We start from the raw sequence: 20,622 nt of genomic DNA on the forward strand, positions 1-20,622 counted from the left end.
AGTCATGTTTCTTTCATTTTTTTGTAAAGCATATACAAGGGCAGACGTGACAGATTGTTCAACTAAATGCAAGTGGTGTAAAATTTGAATAATACTCCATTTATCACGGCGTGGCTTTACATTCACTTCTGTATCATTTAACATTTCAATTTCTGATAATAGCGTGCTTCGAGTAGACTGTAATGAGCTTACTAAACTTTCTAAACTCACATCCATATTAGATTGAAGCATACTTCTTTCCCCCCTTTTTGTTGGTGAAAAGAGGTGCTCCTTATTAGAAACACCTCTTTAGTATTCTGAATTTTCTTTTATTATCTCATCATTTTCCCATTATGTCGATGTTAAACATGTGAAAAAAAGCGCATGTTTTTTACAATTTTGTGTCGTCAATTGCATGTAACCATGCTTCAATTTCTGTAATAACACTTTTCACACAGCCTTCAGCAAATGGTGATGTTAAATTTGCAACTTCTACTAATTCTAAGAACGATTTACTTCCACCTTGTTGGCATAGATTCACATAATCTTCCCACGCCTCTTGTCTATTATCTCTTGCACGTTTCCAAAATTGTAGCGCACAAATTTGAGCAAGCGTGTAATCAATATAATAGAAAGGTGAGCTATAAATATGCCCTTGACGTTGCCAAAAACCACCGCGCTCTAAATAGTCATTATCCTCATAATCACGATGCGGTAAGTATTTCTTCTCTATGTTACGCCATGCTGTCTTACGCTCTTTCGGTGATGCTTCAGGATTTTCATATACATAATGTTGATATTCATCAACAGATACACCATAAGGTAAAAACAGAAGTGCTGAACTTAAGTGAGAGAAGTAATATTTATCTGCATCTTCTTCAAAGAATAGCTTCATCCATGGCCATGTAAAGAATTCCATACTCATAGAGTGGATTTCACATGCTTCATATGTTGGCCAATTATATTCTGGAATTTCAAATTTACGACTTTCATATACTTGGAAAGCATGACCTGCTTCATGTGTTAATACATCAATGTCACCAGATGTTCCATTGAAGTTTGAGAAAATAAATGGCGCTTTATAATTCTCAATATATGTACAATATCCGCCACCAGCTTTTCCTTTTTTCGCAACTAAATCTAATAAATCGTTATCTAGCATGAAATTGAAAAATTCATCTGTTTCAGCCGATAACTCTTTATACATCGTCTTTCCATGATCAACAATCCAATCCGCATCTCCTTTTGGAGTTGGGTTACCTGTAGCAAACTCAAAGTTTTCGTCGTAATAAGCTAACTTCTCTACACCGATACGTGCTTGTTGTCGCTTTCTTAATTCCGTTGTAACGGGAACGATATAATCCAGCACTTGCTGACGGTAATTAGCCACCATCTCCGCATTATAATCTGTACGGTACATTCTTGCATATCCAAGTTCAACAAAGTTTTTGAAACCTAAAGATTTTGCGATTTTCGTTCTCACTTTAACAAGCTCATCATAAATACGATCTAGTTCTTCCTCATTTCCAGCTAAAAATCCGTAGTATGCTTCACTTGCTGCTTTACGTTCGCTTCTTTCTTTTCCTTGCATAAACGGAATCAGTTGCGATAACGTTCTTTCTTCTCCAGCAAAGTCAATTTTTGCAGATGCTAATAACTGTGTATATTGCGACGATAATTTATTTTCTAATTGTAAATCTTTCACGACTTCATCTGAATATGTTTTTAAATCACATTCTGCTAGAGCAAATAATTGTTTTCCATAATACGCCTCTAATTCTTCACGAAATGGAGAATTAATAAGTGCCTTATAATATTTTGTACCATATCCTTGTACAACTGGAGAGAATTCATCAAAGAAATCCTGCTCCTCCTTATAAAAAGTATCCGTCGTATCAACAGAATGGCGAATGTAACAAAGGTTTCCCATTGTACCAAAATCGTTGCGAATTTCATTAATTGAATTAATGACTTGTTTTTGTTCTTCTACAGTTTTTGCGTTATCAAACTTCTCTAAAGCAACAGTAAATTTCTCTTTTAACTCTTCAATATTTGGGCGTTTATATTCATAGTCTTTAAATGACATGAACGAGCCTCCTCTCCATTACATACCTTTATTATAATTCAATACGTATTCTCGAATTCCCTCTTAATTTTCAACAAAATTCGGCAGTTACTACCCTGAGTTCATTGCAAACAAAAAAGCCTTGGATTTATTTATCCAAAGCTCCTTTGGAACATATTATTATTTTTCATACTTTCCAATTTTTTTTAATAGATCAAGTAATTCATCTTTTTCATCTTTCGTTAACATTTCAAAAGACTGATGTATAACTTTCTCATGCCCCGGAAAAATAGAAGCAATAAAGTTCTCGCCAGACTCAGTTAATTGCGCGTAAATAACACGTCTGTCATTCGGACATGGGATTCTCTTTACTAATCCTTTTTTCTCTAGCTTATCTACAACATATGTAATGCTGCCACTAGCTATTAAAATGCGCTCACCAATTTGCTGGAGTGGTTGACCGCCTTTATGATATAGCAGTTCTAATACAGCAAATTCAGTTGGATTTAACCCGTTACTTTGTATAGATTTATTTGTAGTATCCATAACAGAACGATGTACACGAGATAATGCAATAAATACTTTTAAAGATTGAGAAATATCTTCTCGTTCATTATTTGATGTCATACAACTTTCAACCCTTCACTTAAATTCTCAGCAATAAAAAGAAAATGCCACTTCATACTTCATGTGAATTCCGAATGAGCATTCACTCATCCATTTCCTCTCCCCTAATATATTAAGAATCATTCTTGAATAAAAACATGACAATTTTAACATAGTTTATATATAATGATAATAAAAAAAGAAGGAGTACCACATTTGAAAGTCAAATTCCAAAGCATAATTATATATATATTGCTTGTTATCCTACCGACAATAGGGATTGGTGCTACATTTTATTCGTATCATACATATAAAATGAAACAGGAAAACAAATTATCCGCTCATACAGTTCTCTTTTTATATAGAGATTATTTGGATCATCATCTTGGTGAAGCAATTTCTGCTTTAGACATGCTTACAAAAGTTGTGGGCACCGAGACTGGTAATATAAATGGCATTAAACAAATTGTACATGATACAGATGGAAACGATGCACGCTTTTCTGGTCTATATTACGCTACACCTGAAGGGGTCATTACAATCGCATCTGAAGATGAATCAAAGCCTATAGATGTTTCAGACCGTAAATATATTCAAGACGTGCTACAAACTAAAAAAACCACTGTATCATCAGTCATTACTGATCGCGTTCTTGGACATAAAGCTATTATGATTGCTGCCCCCATATTCAATAAACAGAAGGAACTCTCTGGATTATTATTAGCTAGTTTACGCTTTGATTACATTTCATCTTCTTTAAATGCCATTAAACCACAATACCATTTTGAGGTAACTGATAAACATGATGTAGTTTTTCTAACCGATGATAATACCGACACAAGTGATTCACATTCTAATATGCTTACTACCCCACTCCAAAGATTAAATTGGAAGGTCTCTGTTTCTCCATTACCTATTCATCAAAAAACCTTATACCAGTGGGTTGCAATAGAGTGTGTAGCTACTTTATTTTTAATGTCTATTTTATTTTTACTTGCTCAATATATGTTGTTAAAACGTCAAACAAAACTTGAAAGACAACAAAATGAACTACAGAAAATTGAATTAGTTGGAACTTTTGCAGCGAGTACAGCACACGAAATCCGTAACCCTCTTACTGGAATTAAAGGACTCGTCGCTCTATTAAAAGAGAAATATAAAGATGAACAAGATCAGTTCTACTTTTCCGTAATTGAACAAGAAATAGAGCGAATCAATGAAATTGTAAGTGAATTTCTTATTCTTGGAAAGCCAACCGCCATCATCGAACAAACATATGATGTAAGAACGATTCTCAATGAGGTAGCATTAATTATTCAATCTGAGGCGAATTTACATAACATTATATTCCATTTACATTTACCAGACCATCCTGTTCATATCCGTTGTTCGAAAGACCATATGAAACAAGTGGTTTTAAACATTACAAAAAATGCAATTGAGGCTATGACTTCTAGTGATACACTAACCATTGTAGTAAAAAACAATGAAACACACGCACAATTGCAGATTATAGATACTGGAAAAGGAATTCCACAACATATTCAAAAACACCTCTTTCATCCGTTCTTTACTAATAAAGATACTGGAACAGGTCTTGGACTTGTCATATGTAAACGAATTGTAGAGATGTATAATGGGCATATTTTTATTGACAGTACAGAAAACGAAGGAACGACAGTTCATATCGAAATTCCGTTACACATAGTATAATTATCCTTATCCTATAAGGGTAATTATACTTATTTCATAAAACCAGCGACAAGCATTCGCCAAAAATTATTTGATTTTCCTTCATACCCGATTTGGAAAATAGGTATTTTTATAATTGAAAACCATTTCGGTGTTTGTTTTTCTTTATAACACTGATATTGTAAAATAAGCTTGTCCAATTCTTGACTAACTTGAATTGTCTCCCTACTATTTAGCCCACTTGTTAATCCTAGTTGAATCATTTCTTCACGTTTCATATGAATATCACGTGAAAGCTTTTCTAATGTGTACTTCCTTTTTACAGTAAACATCCATATCCCCCTTATTATACTTCCATGCTCTCAACTTCACTTCTCCATTGACTTTTTTAACTACTTAATCATATGCAAATTTGAAGAATCAGAAAATTTAACATTTTCTCCCTGTAATTTACAAATCTTTACCCTCACTTTGAGAATTATTACAAATTATTCTATCTTTGTAAATACATTCGCAATAATAGACATTTTTTTCATCTTCTTTTTTTACAAATTCTACGTAAACCGGGGATTCTTAATTTTCCAACTACTTTTCTTCGACATTTTTTGTTTAATTTATATAAAAAAGCAAAACATAATGATGATTGATAAAGTGAAACTTTAATCAGTGTTTTTTGTTCAGCCCCCACTGATTATTAACATTTATCAATCGGGCATTTATAGGCAGTGAATCTCCCACCTATCCAGCCCAATGTTGAGGTGGGAGTCTTACTACCCACAAATAGCAGGATAACAATAGAAAGGAAATATTTATATGCGAAAATATACGATTGCATTGTTCATCATTGTTTTGTTTTTACCGTCCTTCTTATTTCCTATTCAAGCAAATGCTCATACGAATAAAGTTGCTATTGTCATTGATGATTTCGGCAATAACATGAAGGGGACTAATCAAATGTTATCACTTCCCATTCCACTCACTGTTGCTGTTATGCCTTTTCTTCCTTCCACAAAAGAAGATGCAATAGCTGCCCATAAGAAAGGCCATGAAGTTATTATACATATGCCAATGGAACCCATAAAAGGTAAAAAAGAATGGCTTGGACCGAAAGCAATTACAACTGATTTAAGCGATGAAGAAATAAACAACCGACTTGAACAAGCGATTCAAGAAGTACCGCATGCAATTGGAATGAACAATCATATGGGTTCAAAAGTAACAGCGGATGAACGAATTGTTCGCCTTATACTTGCTGCTTGTAAAAAACACGGTTTATTTTACTTAGATAGTAAAACCAATCCTAATAGTGTCGTCCCAAAAATCGGAAAAGAATTAGGAGTTCCTATTATTGAGAACCAACTATTTTTTGATGATGTGTATACAGCAGGACATATTTCAAAACAAGCCCAATTACTCATCAAAAAAATTCAAGAAAAACCTATTATGGTAGCTATCGGGCATGTGGGCCCCCCAGGTGAAATTACATCACGCGTTATCGAAACTTCTATCCCTAAAATTCGTGAGCATGCAGACTTTATTTTTTTATCTGATCTAGCATTATCTCCGCCTCCTGTTTCAAAATAAAGTTCATTACTCACATATAATCAGCCCTCACCAATCGAGCTTTTACGGGCCCCCATTTCTTTCGCTGAATTTTGAGGCGGGGATCTTACTGCCCACAAATAGCGGGACAAAAAAGTACCTATCTGTATATAACAGATAGGTACTTTTTTAACTTAAATATAATCTACATGACTCACTCTGAATCCTTTTTTCTCTATTTTTCCGATTAATTGCTTTAATCTTCTTTCATCTAACTCATCTGATATATTTACAATAACGCGGCGGATATATTGATCACCGTTATCGAGTGTAAACAACCCACCGATATTATATGCTTTTAACAATGTCCCAAGCTCTTTAATCGTTCCCTTACAATCTTGTGTTGCAATTGTTAATATGTAACCACCTGTTCGCATACCAAATGAATCTTCAATAACATCAAATATATTCGAATGCGTTAACATACCGACAAATTCATTATAATCATTTAGCACGGCTAAAAACGGAAGTCGACGAATTACATAAAAGGCTCTGAAGAAGGAATCCTTTTCAAAAATAAATGCATTGGAATTGTCAAGCATATCTCCTGCACTTACATGATCTAATCCGCTATTGCATTTTTTTTCTAATAAATCTACTTTATAAATAATCCCCGTGAATTTCTTCTCATCTTCTGCTAATACCGGGATGGCTCGAAATCCCGTTTCGTTCATCATTTGCAGTGCCTCTTCACCAGAATCATTTATTTTACAAAATGTTACTTGCTGCTTTGGCAGAAAATGATATTTAACTCGCAAAATATGTTCCTCCTTACATGTCAACATGTAATCTATATATAATAAGGAGACCTATATTTTATGAGTGAAATTATTTTTAAAACGCTTTCATTTATTTATTAGCTTGTAGCCATATCACATACATTTTTATATAACAGAGCTCCTTGCACCCTTAATCATTAATAACTTTACATGATAGTTCATTAAATATTCTATACCCTCTAGCCATTTTTTCGCTTCTTCTGGCGTCTTCCCCCACACAATCATGCCGTAATTATGAACAAGAACTACTCCTCCACCTTCAATGAAATTTGGAACATTGCTTTCTAATAAATCAGCGAATTTTTTTTCATCTTCTACAATTGGAATTGTCATTTCTGTTATACCTTCTTTTCCGAAAACACGCTCCACACTGCGTTTATCGAACGTTACTTCTCCTTCTTCTCCATATAACTCTGATATTAAATGACTATCTACAGTCTGCACTTGTAAAATACATCCTGCACTACTTTTTTTATAAATATCCGCATGCATAAATGACTCTGCAGCTGGTTTTTCTTCATTTTCAAATACTGACTCGCACATGCAATTTACGACAATAAAATCTTCTTCCGAAAATAGCCCTTTATCTCTTCCCTCAACATTTACTAAGAATGTTAACGGCTCTTTTGAAGTACATAGCGATAAACTAATTTTGGTACCATAAAACCAATCACGAAGTGCCAATTCAGATTTCACATCTTTTAATTCATTCCATTTCTTCAGAAAAAATAACATTTCGTCACCCCCGGCATAATATTCATATAAGGTTCGAATCCTTTCTATGTAAAAAGGAATATTTTTTGATTATTCTAAAAATTTAATTGAATTATCACATGAGAACGCTTTTTTGTCAATATAGTTTCGCGGTTCTTCTTTAAAATAGGCTATTCATATATCTATACTCCTGTCTATTGCCTATTTCATTTTGTACATAAAAAATGCGCTATTCTTTACTTAAAGAATAACGCATTTTCCTCATTTTTTATCCCGCTATTTGCCGGGCAGTAAGACCCCCACCTCAAAATTCAGCGAACGCAAAGAAGTTAGGTCGGGGTCGGGCTGCCCGTAAAATCCCGTTTGGTGGGGGGATGAACAAAACCCCCACTGATTAAAGTTTCACTTTATTTCTTTATTGCATTATATAAAAACTGTGCATATTGTTCACGTGTTACGAAATTATCTCCTAAAAAATTCCCTTCTCCGTCACCTTTTGATATTTTATTATCTACTAAAGCTTTCACATATCCTTTCGCCCAATGACCATTTGGTATATCTTTAAAATTCTCTGCACTATTTTCATTTTCTTTTAACTGAAATACTCTTTGTAGTACCACTGACATTTCATATCGAGTTAATACTCCATCTGGACGGAATATATCATTTCCATACCCTGTCATAATACCAGCTTGAACCACTGCATCAATAGCCGTTTCATACATATTCCCTTTCGTATCTGTAAATGCCGTTTTTGGTTCTAGATTATTTTCTAATTTTAAATACCTTTGTATTAGAAGCGCTACTTGTCCACGAGTAATGTTATCCCCAAATCCAAATTCACCATTTCCATAGCCTATAAATAACTTTTCTTTCGCTAAGTAATTAATTGCTTCTTCTGACCAATGTCCTTTTGGTACATCTTTAAATTCTACCACTTCTGTTTTCTCATCTTCTTTAGATGTATTACCTTCTTTACTTTCTACTACATTTTGAATAACAGACCCTGTAAAGAAGATTCCTGTATCCGCAAATGGATCTTTCACACCAAATTCATATACTTTCTCACCTGATGTACTCCATTTCACTACACCATTACTATACGTACCATTATCGCTCTTCAGACGGATTTTCGTAGAAACCTCACCATCTTTTTCATATATAGGTACTTTTACTTCTTTATTTACTTCTGTTTCCTCTAAAAATACTTTTTGATTTTGGACATTAATATAAGCCGTCTTACTTAGTTCTATAACTGGTCGGACATCACGGATTTCATTTGCAACAAAACTTAGAAATACTAATTTTTTCAAATTGCTGACGGGTGATAAGTCTGAAATATAATTCGCTTCTAAATCAAGTTTTTGTAAGTTTACTAGACTTGATAGTGGCGTAATATCCTTTAACTCATTGTTAGGTAAGTGTAATTGTTTTAACTGTGTCATCTTACTTAGAGGAGTAACATCTTTTATTTCATTTTTCCCGATCCACAATTCTTCTAATTGCTTCATTTGCTCAATGCCGGATAAATCTTTAACTTTATTACGTGTTACTACTAAGTCTGTTAAAGGTAATGAATATAACGGTTTAATATCTTCAATTTGATTACCTGCTAAAGTTAAGTATGTTACATTTTTCAAAGCGCTTAATGAAGCAACGTTCGTAATTTTATTATTTGCTAAATTCAAGTAATCTAGTTGTTCCATTTTCGCTAATGCTGTTACATCTTCTATTTGGTTGCCTGATAGATATAAACTTTTTACATTTTTCATTTCAGTTAGTGGTGCAACATTTGTAATTTTATTATTACTTAAATCAAGAGATTCTAAATTATCCATCTTAACAAGTGGCGTTACATCTGCAAATTCATTACCACGCAAAGCTAAATGATTTAATTGCTTTAAGTTCGCAAAGAACGACGGGTCTTTTATCTTCGCATTCGCAACTGTTAAAGATTTTAAATTTGGCATATATTTTAATGCACTATAATCAAGTATCTCATTTGTATTTAAAAATAAATCCTTTACTTGTAATAACTCTTCTTTCGTAATTGGTGTATTTAAATCTTTTCTATTAAATACTTTTTTATTAACAAGTTCTCTTAATTTGTTATCTGTTATCATATTTTGATTATCAACTGGATTATCCGTTTCCGTATTGCCTGAATTAGAGTTATCATCTGGTTTCTCTGTTTCTTTGTTACCTACAGTTGGATCTTTAATTTCAAATTGAACTTGATATTTGTGATCATATCCAATAGCCGGAATAAGTATATGCATTTGCATATTGTGCTTCTTCTCAAACTCGCCAATTTCAAATTGGACTACTTTCGTTCCGTTCTTCCTCTTATCTTCTGATAAAACCTTCACATCATGAAATACACCAGGCTGGTTTCTATCTTCTATTCTAAGATATTGAAAATAATCGCTATCTTGCATTGTTACAGTGACAATTTTTTTGCCAGCTGCAATCGTTACTTTAGGATCTTTTATATATTGAGAAACCATAGATGGCTCGTCTTTTTGGTCCTTATATATTTTAATTTCAGTATCATACTTGCGATCACTCGCTGCTGCTACCGATTGATTTGCTTCAACTTTTAATGCCGCTAATGCTGGAGTAGAATACGTAGCAAATGGAATTGCTAATGTTGTGGCTACTACTAGCGCCTTCATATAATTTTTTTTCAAAATAATATCCCCTATCATATATAATTTTTATAATTGATAATCCTTATCAATTACTCACAAATAAATGATAATGAATCTCATTATCATTGTCAATGAGAATATTACATTAAATTTATATTTTTAAAGATAAAAAATAAAAAGCCCTTTATTCAAAGGGCTTTTTTACCTATCGTATGAAGAATTTCACTTTTTTCCTTCTCATTGATGACACCAATTTTTTGCAAAATATTCGCGTACAATACAAGTTTATTATATATTCGTTCTGACATGTTCTCCCTTCTTTCCTTCGACCAACTTTTTTTGTATTGGTAAATTATATGAAAGAGATGAGAAAATGTGTCCACTTTTTGCATAAATGCAAATCTTTTATTTTACGATTTGTAGACAATAAAACTCCCTCCTAAAAATTAGGCGGGAGTTTAGGTACTTTCACTTTATTTAACAAACTGTCCACTGAATATTATGCTTCATAAGTTCTTCTTCAAAACTATATGGCATTTTTTTATCACAAATTACATGTTGAATACGTGAAAATGCTGCTATACGATAATTCCCTTTCACGCCTACCTTCGTATGATCACATAAAATATATGTCTTCTCAGCTAATTTCATCATCGCCTCTGACAATTTCGCTTTCTCTAATTCAAAGCTGGAAACTCCAAAACTAGGTAATAGCCCATCAATCGAAACAAACGCTTTATGAAAATGGAATTGCTGTATTACTTGCTGCGAAATAGATCCCGATACACGCGAATGCTTTGGAGACACTTTTCCACCTATAAATAAAACTTCACCATGAAACATCTTTTTATTAATAGAAGAAATTAATTGTGTTGCGACCGGAAATGAACTCGTTACAATCGTTAAGTTTTTACGATGAACAAGATATGGAACCATTTGAAGCGGTGTACTTCCATCATCAATTGCAATGACATCACCATCTTCTACAAATGTCGCTGCTTTATAACCAATTCTTTTCTTCTCTTCTATATGTAGCATTTCTCTTTCTAACATTGGTGCCTCTATCCCAGCGCCTGGAAGTTGAACAGCTCCACCATACACTTTCTTCAGCTTCTTTTCACGATCTAATTCTTCTAAATATCGACGAATCGTTTCTGTTGATACAGCAAATTCTCTCGCTAATTCTGAAACCTTTACTTTCCCTTTAAATTCTACCTTTTCAAGAATGGTTCGCTTTCTTTCTTCTCCTACTACAGACATAGCTTCACCTCATTTATATCTCCCTCATAAACTTACTTATACAAAGTTATACTTTTCTTTGTAAGTGAAAACTTCTTCATGAATATGAATACCGCGCTTTGCTAGCTCATCAAAAATCAATTGTGGATTTTCAAAAGCTTCTTCCGGCGTAACAACACCCACCCTATTTACATTTCCATTTGCAATTAACTCTGCAGCAATCCCAAATGGAATACCGACGTTTCTCGTATACGCTCTTAATTTTTCCCATCCTACAACAGAACCATCAGATAACGGGTGTGTATGATATAACACATGTCTTTGCTTCTCATTATTTTTCATACCTATTACTTCTACATGAAGTGCATAACCATAAAGCTCTGTTTCTTGTCCTTCTTTCGATTGCAATAAATACTGCGAAATACAATCCATAATGCCTATTTCTTTCCCGTTTATTTCAATCTGATCATTACGCAATATGCCGTAATCATATAAAGCACGTACAAGTTGCATATTTTGCTTCGGCCAAGTTCCTCTCGTCTCTATCAGTTTAACACCTTTATTTTCTAATGCCTTTGCTAACGTAATCGTTTCAGAATGCGGAATGATATACTGCGTTGCCTTACCATAAGGCGCTGGCAATTCTATTTCTCTCGGACGCGCAAACGGAAGTACTTGCTTAAATTCACCATCTTCATACACTGTACGCGATGGTAAATGTGGATCATATTCATATGTCGTTGTCTCTGTAATTGATGCAGAAAAAGCAATCGGACGATACGAACCATGACTTACACGGACGGACTCTACAGTATCCAGTTGATTTGCTGCATGCATTGCCATCATTTGCGTTACACCTGGCGTCATGCCAAATCCAGGTAAACATGTTTTTTCATTTTGAACAAATATAGCATGCGATTCATTTTCTTCACCAAATCCATTTAAGTTCACACCGTGACAGCCTGCTTCTGCAATACAGCGGGTCGACAAACCGTTTAGATTTATCGTCGTACCGTCCATTACAATGTCATAATCTTTCATTTTTGCAACCGTATCCTCGTGATTCGTTACATCTACTTTTACAAAATCAACACGAGGATCATTGAGCCATTCTACTACTTTACGGCCCTCTTCCTCGTTAAAATCAGCTACTGTAATCGTCTCAAAAGATGAAAATTGAACTAAATCCAAAATAGCTTCACGACAAATTTTACCTGCTCCACCTAAGCAAAATACTTTCATCTAATAACAGCTCCTTTAGCAATACTATCAACTAAGCGATTAATATCTTCTTCATGTACATCACCGATATTTCCAATGCGGAACGTATCTACTTTCGAAATTTTACCAGGGTAAATAACAAATCCATAACGCTTTAATTCGTTATATAACTGTTGAAACTCGAACTCCTCTTTTGGATAAATAAAAGATGTAATAATAGGAGATTGATATTTCTCATCTACTAGTGCCTTAAATCCGATTTCTCCCATTCTATTCACTAGTAGTTTTTGATTGTTGTAATATCGATTGTAACGCGCTCTTACTCCACCCTCTTTTTCTAGTTCAAGTAGTGCTTGATAAAAAGCATGTACAACATGTGTAGGTGAAGTAAAACGCCATTTCCCATTTTGTTTTTCCATCGTTTCCCATTGATCATATAAATCAAGAGATAAAGAGCGTCCTTGCCCTTTACACTTCAATAATTCATCACGTTTTGCGATTACAAATCCGAATCCAGGAACCCCTTGAATACACTTATTCGCACTACTAATTAAAAAATCAATTTGTAAATCAGCAATGTCTATTTCAATCCCGCCGAAACTACTCATCGCATCAACAATTGTAACCTTTCCATACTGCTTTCCTAATTTACATACATCTACAATTGGATTTATAATGCCTGTCGTTGTTTCACAATGAACAACTGCAATATGTGTAATCTCTTTATCTTCTTCCAATAACTTTTCTACTTCTACAATATTAGTAGGTTCCCACTCTTCTGTTTGACTGACCACTACATCAATCTGTAACATCTCTGCTATTTGTACAATGCGCTTACCGTACGCACCATTTGTACAAACGAGAAGCTTCCCATTTTCCTTAATAACAGAACCAATTACTGCTTCAACTGAAAACGTACCGCTTCCTTGCATTAACACTGTTGTATATTTCTCTTCTTCCTTCGTCGCTAGCGATACAAGTTTAGCTCTTACTTCTTGCACCATCGTATTATATTCAACATCCCACGTACACCAATCGTATAGCATAACTTCTTTTACTGATTTTGTTGTCGTTAATGGTCCTGGTGTTAATAATAAGTAGTGATTTTCATTCATGATCCCGTACCCCTTTTATGAAATAATAAGTTCTTGTTTCTCGATATGTTCCATTACGTTTTCGAGCTCCTGCATCGTTTCAATCGTAAAATGAGCCCCATTTTCAACAAACCGATTACGAATTATTTCTATTTTTTCACGAAGCTCTACCGAATCCATACTCTCCACTTCCTCTTCCGTTAAACCAAGCTCACTACTTCCAAGAATTACACCAACTGTCCACATTCCAGCATTTCTACCTTCTTTCATATCTGATACTGTGTCCCCTACTTTTATCATATGGTTCATCGGATACACACCAAGTTCCATTGCATTTTTATAGCACATCCATGGGTATGGGCGGCCTGCTGGAACATCATCTGGCGTAACAAGAAAATCAGGTTTATATCCTTGTAACGCTGCTTCCTTTGCTACAATATCCATCATTTCTCTCGTATAACCAGTTGTTGAACCGATTTTAATGCCTCTCTCACGTAAAGAAGCGATTACTTCTTTTACCCCATTAATCGGCGTGGCATAATTTGGCAAAATAGAAAAGAGAATTTCTTCAAACTCTTCATACATCTCATGAATGTCTGCTTCTGTTGGTAATTGACCGAAGACACGCTTCCACTCATCCGCAATACGAGGCATTTCTGTTAGTGCCCTTACATGATCTATTTTTAATAATCCCATTGGCTTACGTGCTTCTTCTGCTGTAATTTCAACGCCGCGTTTATGAAAAATCTTCATGAATACTTCTAGTGGTGCAAAACATCCGTAATCAACCGTCGTACCTGCCCAATCAAAAATAACTGCTTCAATTTTCATTCTGTCCATCACCCTTCTTACTTATCTTTTTTGCCATTGTGAAGTTCGGTTACGAAGTGCTTTCGTTCCCCATTCATATACAACTCTCACTACAATATTTGTAACAACAATAAGTACACTCATTGCAGCTGCTGGCGCTACATTTCCTGCATCATCCATATTTACGATTGATACGGCAGCTAGTTTAAAATCAGCTGCATATAGGAACACAACTGCCGATACAGTTACCATTGAATTTACGAAGTAGTACATTACCATTTCTAAAATTGCTGGTAAACACATTGGTACTGTTACTCGGAAGAATGTTTTATAAAACGGAATACCCATCGACTGCGAAACAAGCTCAAACTCTCGGTCTAATTTCTTTAAGGCAGTCGTTGCCGTAACAAATGTTACAGAATAAAAATGAATGATATTTACTAGTACTAATACAGCAATTGTTCCGTATAAAGAATGAAACGGATTCGTTACTGATAGTCCAAGAATTTGAATCGTTGGTTGACTAAAGAAAAAGACATATCCTAATCCGAGTACTAAACCTGGTATCGCTAACGGCACTATAGAGAAAAAGTAACCTGTTTTTCTGAAAAATTGTAGCTGGTCTATTTTCTCAATTGCATATGCGAATACAAATGTTAAAATCGCCCCGATAACTGCTGTAACTGCTGAAACAATTACGCTATTTTTAAATGCTTCAAGTCCATCTCCTGTTAAACTTGAAAAATTAAAATGCTCAAATGTAAAACTCATATTATATGGCCATACTTTCACACTTGCAGCAATACCAACTGCAACAAATAATAGAATGATCATAAGGGTAATCACACTACAATATATGAATGAGATTACATCTCTTTTCTTATTAGCTATTATTCTGTATGGTACTGCCTTTGAAGATAAGAAATTCGCCTGCTTTCTTTGCGTAATACGATCAACTACAAATGCGAATATAGCTGGGATTAATAAAATCATTCCGACAGTTGCACCCATCGGCATATTTTGTTGTCCAATCACTTGTTTGTATACGTCAGTAGCAAGCACATTATATTGCCCACCAACAATTTTTGGTGCCCCAAAATCAGTAAAACTAAGTGTAAACACAACAAACATTGCACTAATTAATCCGTACTTTACACTAGGTAAAGTAACTGTGAAAAATTGCTTTGTTTTACTCGCCCCTAACATATTAGAAGCTTCATATAAACGATAATCAGATCCTTGAAAGGCAATTAGCAATATGAGAAAGGCTTGCGGAAATGTATACATAACTTCAGCTATTACAATTCCTACTGGTCCATATAAAGGGATTTGTATACCTTCAAATAAACCAAACATTCCTTTCGTTACTAGCCCTTGATTACCAAATAAATATGTAAGTGCTATACCGTGCATCATCGTTGGTGCGAACAATGGTAATAACGCTACATACTGAAATACGCGCTTTCCAAAAACATTCGTACGGGCAATTGCATATGCGTAAACAAATGCGATTGCAACTGAAATAATTGTTGTTGCGCCCGAAATCCATACTGTATTTTGTAAAGACTGCACTAAAGTTGGTGTTGTGAAATATTTACTGAAATTCGCTAAACCAATGAAAACTCCATCTTTATTATAAAAAGCTTGTGTAAATAGTTGTAATAGCGGTAGTACAAGTATGATAAGGAAGCAAAGAATCATACCGATAATTACGAGCCTTTGGATCCATTCCTCTTTCCCTATACTTCTCTTAATCTTTTTTTTCGTACTTTCTACCTTATAGTTTTCTAACATCTCCATCTATACAATGACCTTCTTTCCATATGACAACATATGATTTTCTGAGAAAGAGATTTGAATCGGCTTTCCTTTTCTAATAGCCGTTGCTTCTACTTCTAATGCTAATATATCCACTACAATTTTCTCATTATAAAGGTGTGTGTTTTCTTCTACGACTCGAACTTCCGTCCGATATACAGATCCGCGAAATTCCATACTTTCCACAACTGTTTTAATACCGTCCTTTTGTACAATTGTTACATGTTCAGGACGAATTGCATGTTCTTCGTTATTTTTCGAAAAGAAATTAATAGAACCAATAAAATCTGCCACAAACGGATTGGCTGGTCTTTGATAAATCTCCTCTGGTGTTCCAATCTGCATAATTTCCGCATGATTCATTACAACAATTTTATCAGCCATCGTTAATGCCTCTTCTTGATCATGCGTTACCATAATCGTCGTTATTCCTATTTTCTCTTGCAAATCACGCATTTCCCTACGTAATTTTTCACGCACTTTTGCATCTAAAGCTGATAACGGCTCATCGAGTAACAAAATATTTGGAGACAGAGCGAGCGCACGTGCAAGTGCTACTCGCTGCTGTTGTCCACCAGACATTTGAGCAGGATATTTATCTTTTACATTCAGCAAATCTACAAGTTTTAACGCATCTAGCGCTTTCTCTTTCACTTCTGCTTTCCCATATTTTTTTGTCTTTAAGCCGTATTCAATATTTTCAAGTGCTGTTAAATTCGGAAATAAAGCATACGATTGGAAAACCATTCCGAAGTTTCTCTTTCCAGGAGGCAATGCTGTAATATCTTTTCCATTCACAGCTATACTGCCAGTCGTTGGTTCCTCTAGTCCCGCTAAAATGCGAAGCAACGTCGTTTTCCCACAGCCACTCGGGCCTAATAAACAAACAAACTCATTTTTGTTCACAGTAAAAGAAATATCTTTTAACGCTGTAAATGCATCAAACTGTTTTTGAATGTGTTGAATTGATAAATATTCGCTCATTTTTCTCTCTCCCACTCACTTACTTTTTCGGTTCTGCTTTTTGGCCAAACTCTTTTTCCCATTTTTCTAAAATTTTGTCACGATTTTCTGCTGCCCATTTAAAGTCATTCTTTTTATATAATTTTTCAGTAACATCTTTCGGGAACCCCTCTGGAAGTTTATAATCATTTTTAATTGTCGCAAATCCATTTTTCTCAAAGTATAACTTCATTACATCATCAGTAATTGCCCAATCTAAAAATGCTTGCGCTATTTTATCATTTTTCGCATTATCTTTCTTAATAAGTGCGTTCGCTTCTACTTCCCAGCCTAATCCTTCTTTCGGCAGTACAACTTCAACTGGTGCACCTTTTTGTTTCTCTTTTAAAGCACTATAAACCATTGATACACCGACTGGATATTCACCTGCTCCTGCTAATTTCGCTGGTTTTGATCCTGAATGCGTATAACTTGCCATATTATCATGAAGTTTCTTCATGTAATCCCAGCCTTTATCTTCACCCATGATTTGTAGCCATGCAGAAACTGTTAAAAATCCTGTTCCAGATGATGCTGGATGTGGCATAACAAGTGTTCCTTTATACTCTGGTTTCGTTAAATCTTCATATGATTCTGGCATCGGTAAATTTTTCTTCTTTAACTCTTCTTTATTTACAGCAATCCCCGTCATAAATGCAGTATTTCCTACCCATTTTTCAGGTTGCTTATCATCTTTAAATTGCGGAAGAACACGATCTGCTCCTTTTGGAGAGTATCCTTTTAACATATCTTTTTTATCTAAAGCTAATAGACTTGATGCCGCAGTTCCCCATACAACATCTGCTTGTGTATTTTTCCCTTCAGCTAGCAATTTCGCAGTAATAACTCCTGTTGAATCACGTACAATGTTCAATTTCACATCAGGATATTTCTTTTTAAAGGAATCAAGATAAATTGGTACAAGCTCTTCTTCAATTGCTGTGTAAACAGTTAATGATCCAGATAATTTGTCATCTTTCACTTTCGCTCCAGCACTTTCCTCCTTCTTTGCACCACACCCCATTAATAACGAAAATACCATTCCAGTTGCTACAGCTTTAAAGATTGTTTTTTTCACTGTCTCTCTCTCCTTTTACAAATCTTATGTACAACTCAAATATAAACAACTAGTGTAAAAGCAGTATTAAACCAACATTAATCTTTTGTTTGTTGTTTGTTTTTGTGTAATACGTTGCTACTTCTATGTTTTTTCGCATTTTTCTGCTAATAGAAAACACTAAATTTACAAATAATTAAAAAAACCTTTATAATCCCACAAAAAAATGAGGCGTTTGTAAAAAACGCCTCATTTTTGTTTCCCTTTTTTCGAATTACGATTAGCATACTTTGCGCTATTTTCTCCTTCATACTCTAATGCAAATTCTGCATCTGGTAAGCTTTCTTTCGGAGTTTTATTATTATTGATTGCCGCATTTTGTTTCACTTTTCTTTTTACCAATACATTCACCTGCTCTCAAGAAATCACTTTCTACTCTAGTTTGAAACAACTTAAAATAATTATTACTGGCAAGTGTTAACAAGTACATAAGAGGCGTTCGATGGAAATACTACGTATGAAGAAATCATTATAAAAAGGAGCGATGATTTTGAAGAAAAAAGAAAAGATTCAATCACCAATTTTAGACGAAACGCTCCCGCATCAAATGAATTTTCCATCTTTTAAAGGAACAGGAAAAACGATGCAACAACCTTTTGTGAATCAATATGATGTTGTAATTGGAGACAGTAAATATAATTCCGAGAACAGTCCGCTTAACAATTGGAGTGATGAAGTAGATCCTGCCATTATGGCTGGCGATGAGTGGATCCATCCTACAAATGATATTGGGTGGATTTCAGAAGAAAATCAAGAGTTGCTAAAAAACGAATCAGATAATAAAAATGAAGCTTTTATGCATCCACAATTTGGAATTAACGACTAAAAAACCATTCTACCTAACGTAGGTAGAATGGTTTCATACTATCCAATAATAATCCGCTCTTTCGGGTATTTATAGCGAGGTGGTTGTTCCCTTCCACCACTAGCTAAAATAAATGTTAAAATACCAACGCGTCCGATGAACATAAGCACAATGAGTACAAGTTTCCCAACAGTTGTTAAATCAGGCGTAACACCTGTTGATAATCCCGTCGTTCCGAAAGCAGAACAAACTTCAACAATTAAGCTCATAAGCGGTACATTTTCCGTAATAGATAAAATGAATAGCGCAGTAGCACATAACAAAATCCCCATCGTCATAACGACAGATGCTTTTAGTACATCCTCTTCATGTAGCTGACGTTTGAAGACTCTAACTGTTCTACCGCCTCTTGCAAAGGTGTATAGTGACAATATACTAACAGCAAATGTTGTTGTACGTATTCCGCCCCCAACCGAACTTGGAGATGCCCCTATAAACATTAATATACTCATAAATAAAAGCGTCGGTTGTGACAATTCACGTATATCCATCGTAGCAAGTCCACCACTTCGCGTCGTCACAGATTGGAATAATGTATAAAATACCGTTTCATGCCATGACTTTCCTACTAAAAAGTGATTTCTCTCCAGTAAAAAAATCATAATTGTACCAACAACAACGAGTGCAAAAAATGTTGTTGTCGTCAATTTTGTAAATAATGAAAAACGAAATAATTGTTGTCCTCTTTTACTAAGGAATTGTTTCACTTCCATTAGCACAGGGAAACCAATCGCTCCTAAAATAATTAGTAGCATATGAATCATTTGAACAATATAATCTTTTTTATACGGAATTAACGATTGTCCTGTTAAATCAAATCCGCCGTTCGTAGTCGCACTAACTGCTGCAAAGAAACCGTGAAAATAAGCTTCTTGCCAAGTCGGAAAGTAAAGTAAAAATCTTGTACCTAATAGGATTGCTCCAATAAGTTCTATCGAAATAATTACAATTAAAATAGAACGCATCAATTCTACAAGACCCGATAAATTTCCTTGATTATGGTCTGCCATAATTAATCTTCTTCTTTGCAAACCAATCTTTTTCCCCGTAATGATCCAAACAAATGTACCAAGCGCCATAATTCCTAAGCCGCCTAATTGTAAAATAAGGGCTAAAACAATAATTCCTGCTGTAGTAAACGTATCTGAAATCGTAATAACAGACAGTCCCGTAACACTTACCGCACTAACCGATGTAAAAAGGGCATCTATAAATGTCCATTTCACACCAGGTTTCGTAACAAACGGTAAACTAAGCAAGATTACCGATACAACTACTGCTAATAAATAAAATAAAACAATGAGTTGTACTGGACGTAATTTTTGTAAAAACTTTTTTATATCTCTCATTCCATCACTTCGCTACCTT

The 20,622-nt window shown here is 34.6% G+C and carries 19 protein-coding genes; 3 read left to right on the top strand and 16 right to left on the bottom strand.

Annotated elements, in window-relative coordinates; all coding sequences use genetic code 11:
- From MR170_RS17495 to MR170_RS17505, 3 genes are all read right to left on the bottom strand, one after another.
- Nucleotides 1-231: DinB family protein (locus tag MR170_RS17495; protein WP_242308784.1), on the bottom strand; the 231-nt coding region annotated here is incomplete at its 3' end.
- A gap of 139 nt (nt 232-370) precedes the next feature.
- Nucleotides 371-2,065 carry a M3 family oligoendopeptidase gene (locus MR170_RS17500; protein WP_016082370.1) on the bottom strand — a complete coding sequence of 565 codons (1,695 nt, stop codon included), beginning with the start codon at nt 2,063-2,065 and terminating at the stop codon, nt 371-373.
- Between the two features lie 159 nt (nt 2,066-2,224).
- Nucleotides 2,225-2,671: a MarR family winged helix-turn-helix transcriptional regulator gene (locus tag MR170_RS17505; protein WP_000203336.1), complete on the bottom strand. Its 447-nt coding sequence runs from the start codon at nt 2,669-2,671 to the stop codon at nt 2,225-2,227.
- A 195-nt stretch (nt 2,672-2,866) separates the two neighbouring features.
- On the opposite strand from MR170_RS17505, the gene MR170_RS17510 reads away from it, so the two are divergent.
- Nucleotides 2,867-4,363: a DUF3149 domain-containing protein gene (locus MR170_RS17510; protein ID WP_242308785.1), complete on the top strand. Its 1,497-nt coding sequence runs from the start codon at nt 2,867-2,869 to the stop codon at nt 4,361-4,363.
- 29 nt (nt 4,364-4,392) lie between these two features.
- On the opposite strand, the gene MR170_RS17515 is transcribed toward MR170_RS17510, so the two are convergent.
- The gene (locus tag MR170_RS17515; protein WP_000495536.1) at nt 4,393-4,674 is read right to left on the bottom strand and encodes an aspartyl-phosphate phosphatase Spo0E family protein; all 282 of its coding nucleotides are present in this window, start codon (nt 4,672-4,674) and stop codon (nt 4,393-4,395) included.
- A 481-nt stretch (nt 4,675-5,155) separates the two neighbouring features.
- Here MR170_RS17515 and MR170_RS17520 point away from each other — a divergent pair, with 481 nt between their 5' ends.
- Nucleotides 5,156-5,926, top strand: a complete 771-nt coding sequence (locus tag MR170_RS17520; RefSeq protein WP_001234107.1) for a divergent polysaccharide deacetylase family protein — start codon at nt 5,156-5,158, stop codon at nt 5,924-5,926.
- 152 nt (nt 5,927-6,078) lie between these two features.
- On the opposite strand, the gene cbpA is transcribed toward MR170_RS17520, so the two are convergent.
- From cbpA to MR170_RS17575, 11 genes are all read right to left on the bottom strand, one after another.
- A complete protein-coding gene (cbpA, locus tag MR170_RS17525) occupies nt 6,079-6,702 on the bottom strand; it encodes a cyclic di-AMP binding protein CbpA (RefSeq protein WP_016082373.1) in 624 nt (207 codons plus the stop codon).
- A gap of 126 nt (nt 6,703-6,828) precedes the next feature.
- Nucleotides 6,829-7,458, bottom strand: coding sequence for a class II aldolase/adducin family protein (locus MR170_RS17530; protein ID WP_000896006.1), 630 nt, complete (start codon nt 7,456-7,458; stop codon nt 6,829-6,831).
- Nucleotides 7,459-7,844: 386 nt separating this feature from the next.
- On the bottom strand, nt 7,845-10,145 hold the full coding sequence (locus MR170_RS17535) for an NEAT domain-containing leucine-rich repeat protein (protein WP_242308786.1): 2,301 nt from the start codon (nt 10,143-10,145) through the stop codon (nt 7,845-7,847).
- 420 nt (nt 10,146-10,565) lie between these two features.
- The gene (locus tag MR170_RS17540) at nt 10,566-11,348 is read right to left on the bottom strand and encodes a DeoR/GlpR family DNA-binding transcription regulator (RefSeq protein ID WP_016082375.1); all 783 of its coding nucleotides are present in this window, start codon (nt 11,346-11,348) and stop codon (nt 10,566-10,568) included.
- A 36-nt stretch (nt 11,349-11,384) separates the two neighbouring features.
- Nucleotides 11,385-12,569 (bottom strand): saccharopine dehydrogenase family protein, encoded by a 1,185-nt coding sequence (locus MR170_RS17545; protein ID WP_029441781.1) that lies wholly within the window; start codon nt 12,567-12,569, stop codon nt 11,385-11,387.
- Nucleotides 12,566-13,663 (bottom strand): 2-aminoethylphosphonate--pyruvate transaminase, encoded by a 1,098-nt coding sequence (phnW, locus tag MR170_RS17550; RefSeq protein WP_242308787.1) that lies wholly within the window; start codon nt 13,661-13,663, stop codon nt 12,566-12,568. The genes MR170_RS17545 and phnW overlap by 4 nt, the downstream gene beginning before the upstream one ends.
- Before the next feature lie 15 nt (nt 13,664-13,678).
- The gene (gene phnX / locus MR170_RS17555; protein WP_242308788.1) at nt 13,679-14,473 is read right to left on the bottom strand and encodes a phosphonoacetaldehyde hydrolase; all 795 of its coding nucleotides are present in this window, start codon (nt 14,471-14,473) and stop codon (nt 13,679-13,681) included.
- A gap of 21 nt (nt 14,474-14,494) precedes the next feature.
- Complete coding sequence (locus MR170_RS17560; RefSeq protein ID WP_242308789.1) at nt 14,495-16,252, bottom strand: putative 2-aminoethylphosphonate ABC transporter permease subunit; 1,758 nt, start codon at nt 16,250-16,252, stop codon at nt 14,495-14,497.
- On the bottom strand, nt 16,253-17,254 hold the full coding sequence (locus MR170_RS17565) for a putative 2-aminoethylphosphonate ABC transporter ATP-binding protein (protein WP_242308790.1): 1,002 nt from the start codon (nt 17,252-17,254) through the stop codon (nt 16,253-16,255).
- Between the two features lie 19 nt (nt 17,255-17,273).
- Nucleotides 17,274-18,350: a putative 2-aminoethylphosphonate ABC transporter substrate-binding protein gene (locus MR170_RS17570; protein ID WP_016082381.1), complete on the bottom strand. Its 1,077-nt coding sequence runs from the start codon at nt 18,348-18,350 to the stop codon at nt 17,274-17,276.
- Nucleotides 18,351-18,578: 228 nt separating this feature from the next.
- Nucleotides 18,579-18,731, bottom strand: coding sequence for a hypothetical protein (locus tag MR170_RS17575; RefSeq protein ID WP_000240799.1), 153 nt, complete (start codon nt 18,729-18,731; stop codon nt 18,579-18,581).
- 148 nt (nt 18,732-18,879) lie between these two features.
- On the opposite strand from MR170_RS17575, the gene MR170_RS17580 reads away from it, so the two are divergent.
- Nucleotides 18,880-19,215 (top strand): DUF3905 domain-containing protein, encoded by a 336-nt coding sequence (locus MR170_RS17580; RefSeq protein WP_029441778.1) that lies wholly within the window; start codon nt 18,880-18,882, stop codon nt 19,213-19,215.
- 38 nt (nt 19,216-19,253) lie between these two features.
- Here the strand turns inward: MR170_RS17580 and MR170_RS17585 are convergent, their stop codons facing one another.
- Complete coding sequence (locus tag MR170_RS17585; RefSeq protein ID WP_001204706.1) at nt 19,254-20,603, bottom strand: TrkH family potassium uptake protein; 1,350 nt, start codon at nt 20,601-20,603, stop codon at nt 19,254-19,256.
- Between the last annotated feature and the right edge of the window lie 19 nt (nt 20,604-20,622).

This window comes from Bacillus cereus group sp. BfR-BA-01524 (genome assembly GCF_022662595.1).
Lineage (GTDB): Bacteria > Bacillota > Bacilli > Bacillales > Bacillaceae_G > Bacillus_A > Bacillus_A thuringiensis_S.

Bases quoted from the DNA above. Each gene is read 5' to 3' on its own strand.
- MR170_RS17500 (WP_016082370.1), bottom strand. From the start codon at position 2,065: ATGTCATTTAAAGACTATGAATATAAACGCCCAAATATTGAAGAGTTA.
- MR170_RS17505 (WP_000203336.1), bottom strand. From the start codon at position 2,671: ATGACATCAAATAATGAACGAGAAGATATTTCTCAATCTTTAAAAGTA.
- MR170_RS17515 (WP_000495536.1), bottom strand. From the start codon at position 4,674: ATGTTTACTGTAAAAAGGAAGTACACATTAGAAAAGCTTTCACGTGAT.
- MR170_RS17520 (WP_001234107.1), top strand. From the start codon at position 5,156: ATGCGAAAATATACGATTGCATTGTTCATCATTGTTTTGTTTTTACCG.
- MR170_RS17530 (WP_000896006.1), bottom strand. From the start codon at position 7,458: ATGTTATTTTTTCTGAAGAAATGGAATGAATTAAAAGATGTGAAATCT.
- MR170_RS17535 (WP_242308786.1), bottom strand. From the start codon at position 10,145: ATGATAGGGGATATTATTTTGAAAAAAAATTATATGAAGGCGCTAGTA.
- MR170_RS17540 (WP_016082375.1), bottom strand. From the start codon at position 11,348: ATGTCTGTAGTAGGAGAAGAAAGAAAGCGAACCATTCTTGAAAAGGTA.
- MR170_RS17545 (WP_029441781.1), bottom strand. From the start codon at position 12,569: ATGAAAGTATTTTGCTTAGGTGGAGCAGGTAAAATTTGTCGTGAAGCT.
- phnW (WP_242308787.1), bottom strand. From the start codon at position 13,663: ATGAATGAAAATCACTACTTATTATTAACACCAGGACCATTAACGACA.
- phnX (WP_242308788.1), bottom strand. From the start codon at position 14,473: ATGAAAATTGAAGCAGTTATTTTTGATTGGGCAGGTACGACGGTTGAT.
- MR170_RS17560 (WP_242308789.1), bottom strand. From the start codon at position 16,252: ATGGAGATGTTAGAAAACTATAAGGTAGAAAGTACGAAAAAAAAGATT.
- MR170_RS17565 (WP_242308790.1), bottom strand. From the start codon at position 17,254: ATGAGCGAATATTTATCAATTCAACACATTCAAAAACAGTTTGATGCA.
- MR170_RS17585 (WP_001204706.1), bottom strand. From the start codon at position 20,603: ATGAGAGATATAAAAAAGTTTTTACAAAAATTACGTCCAGTACAACTC.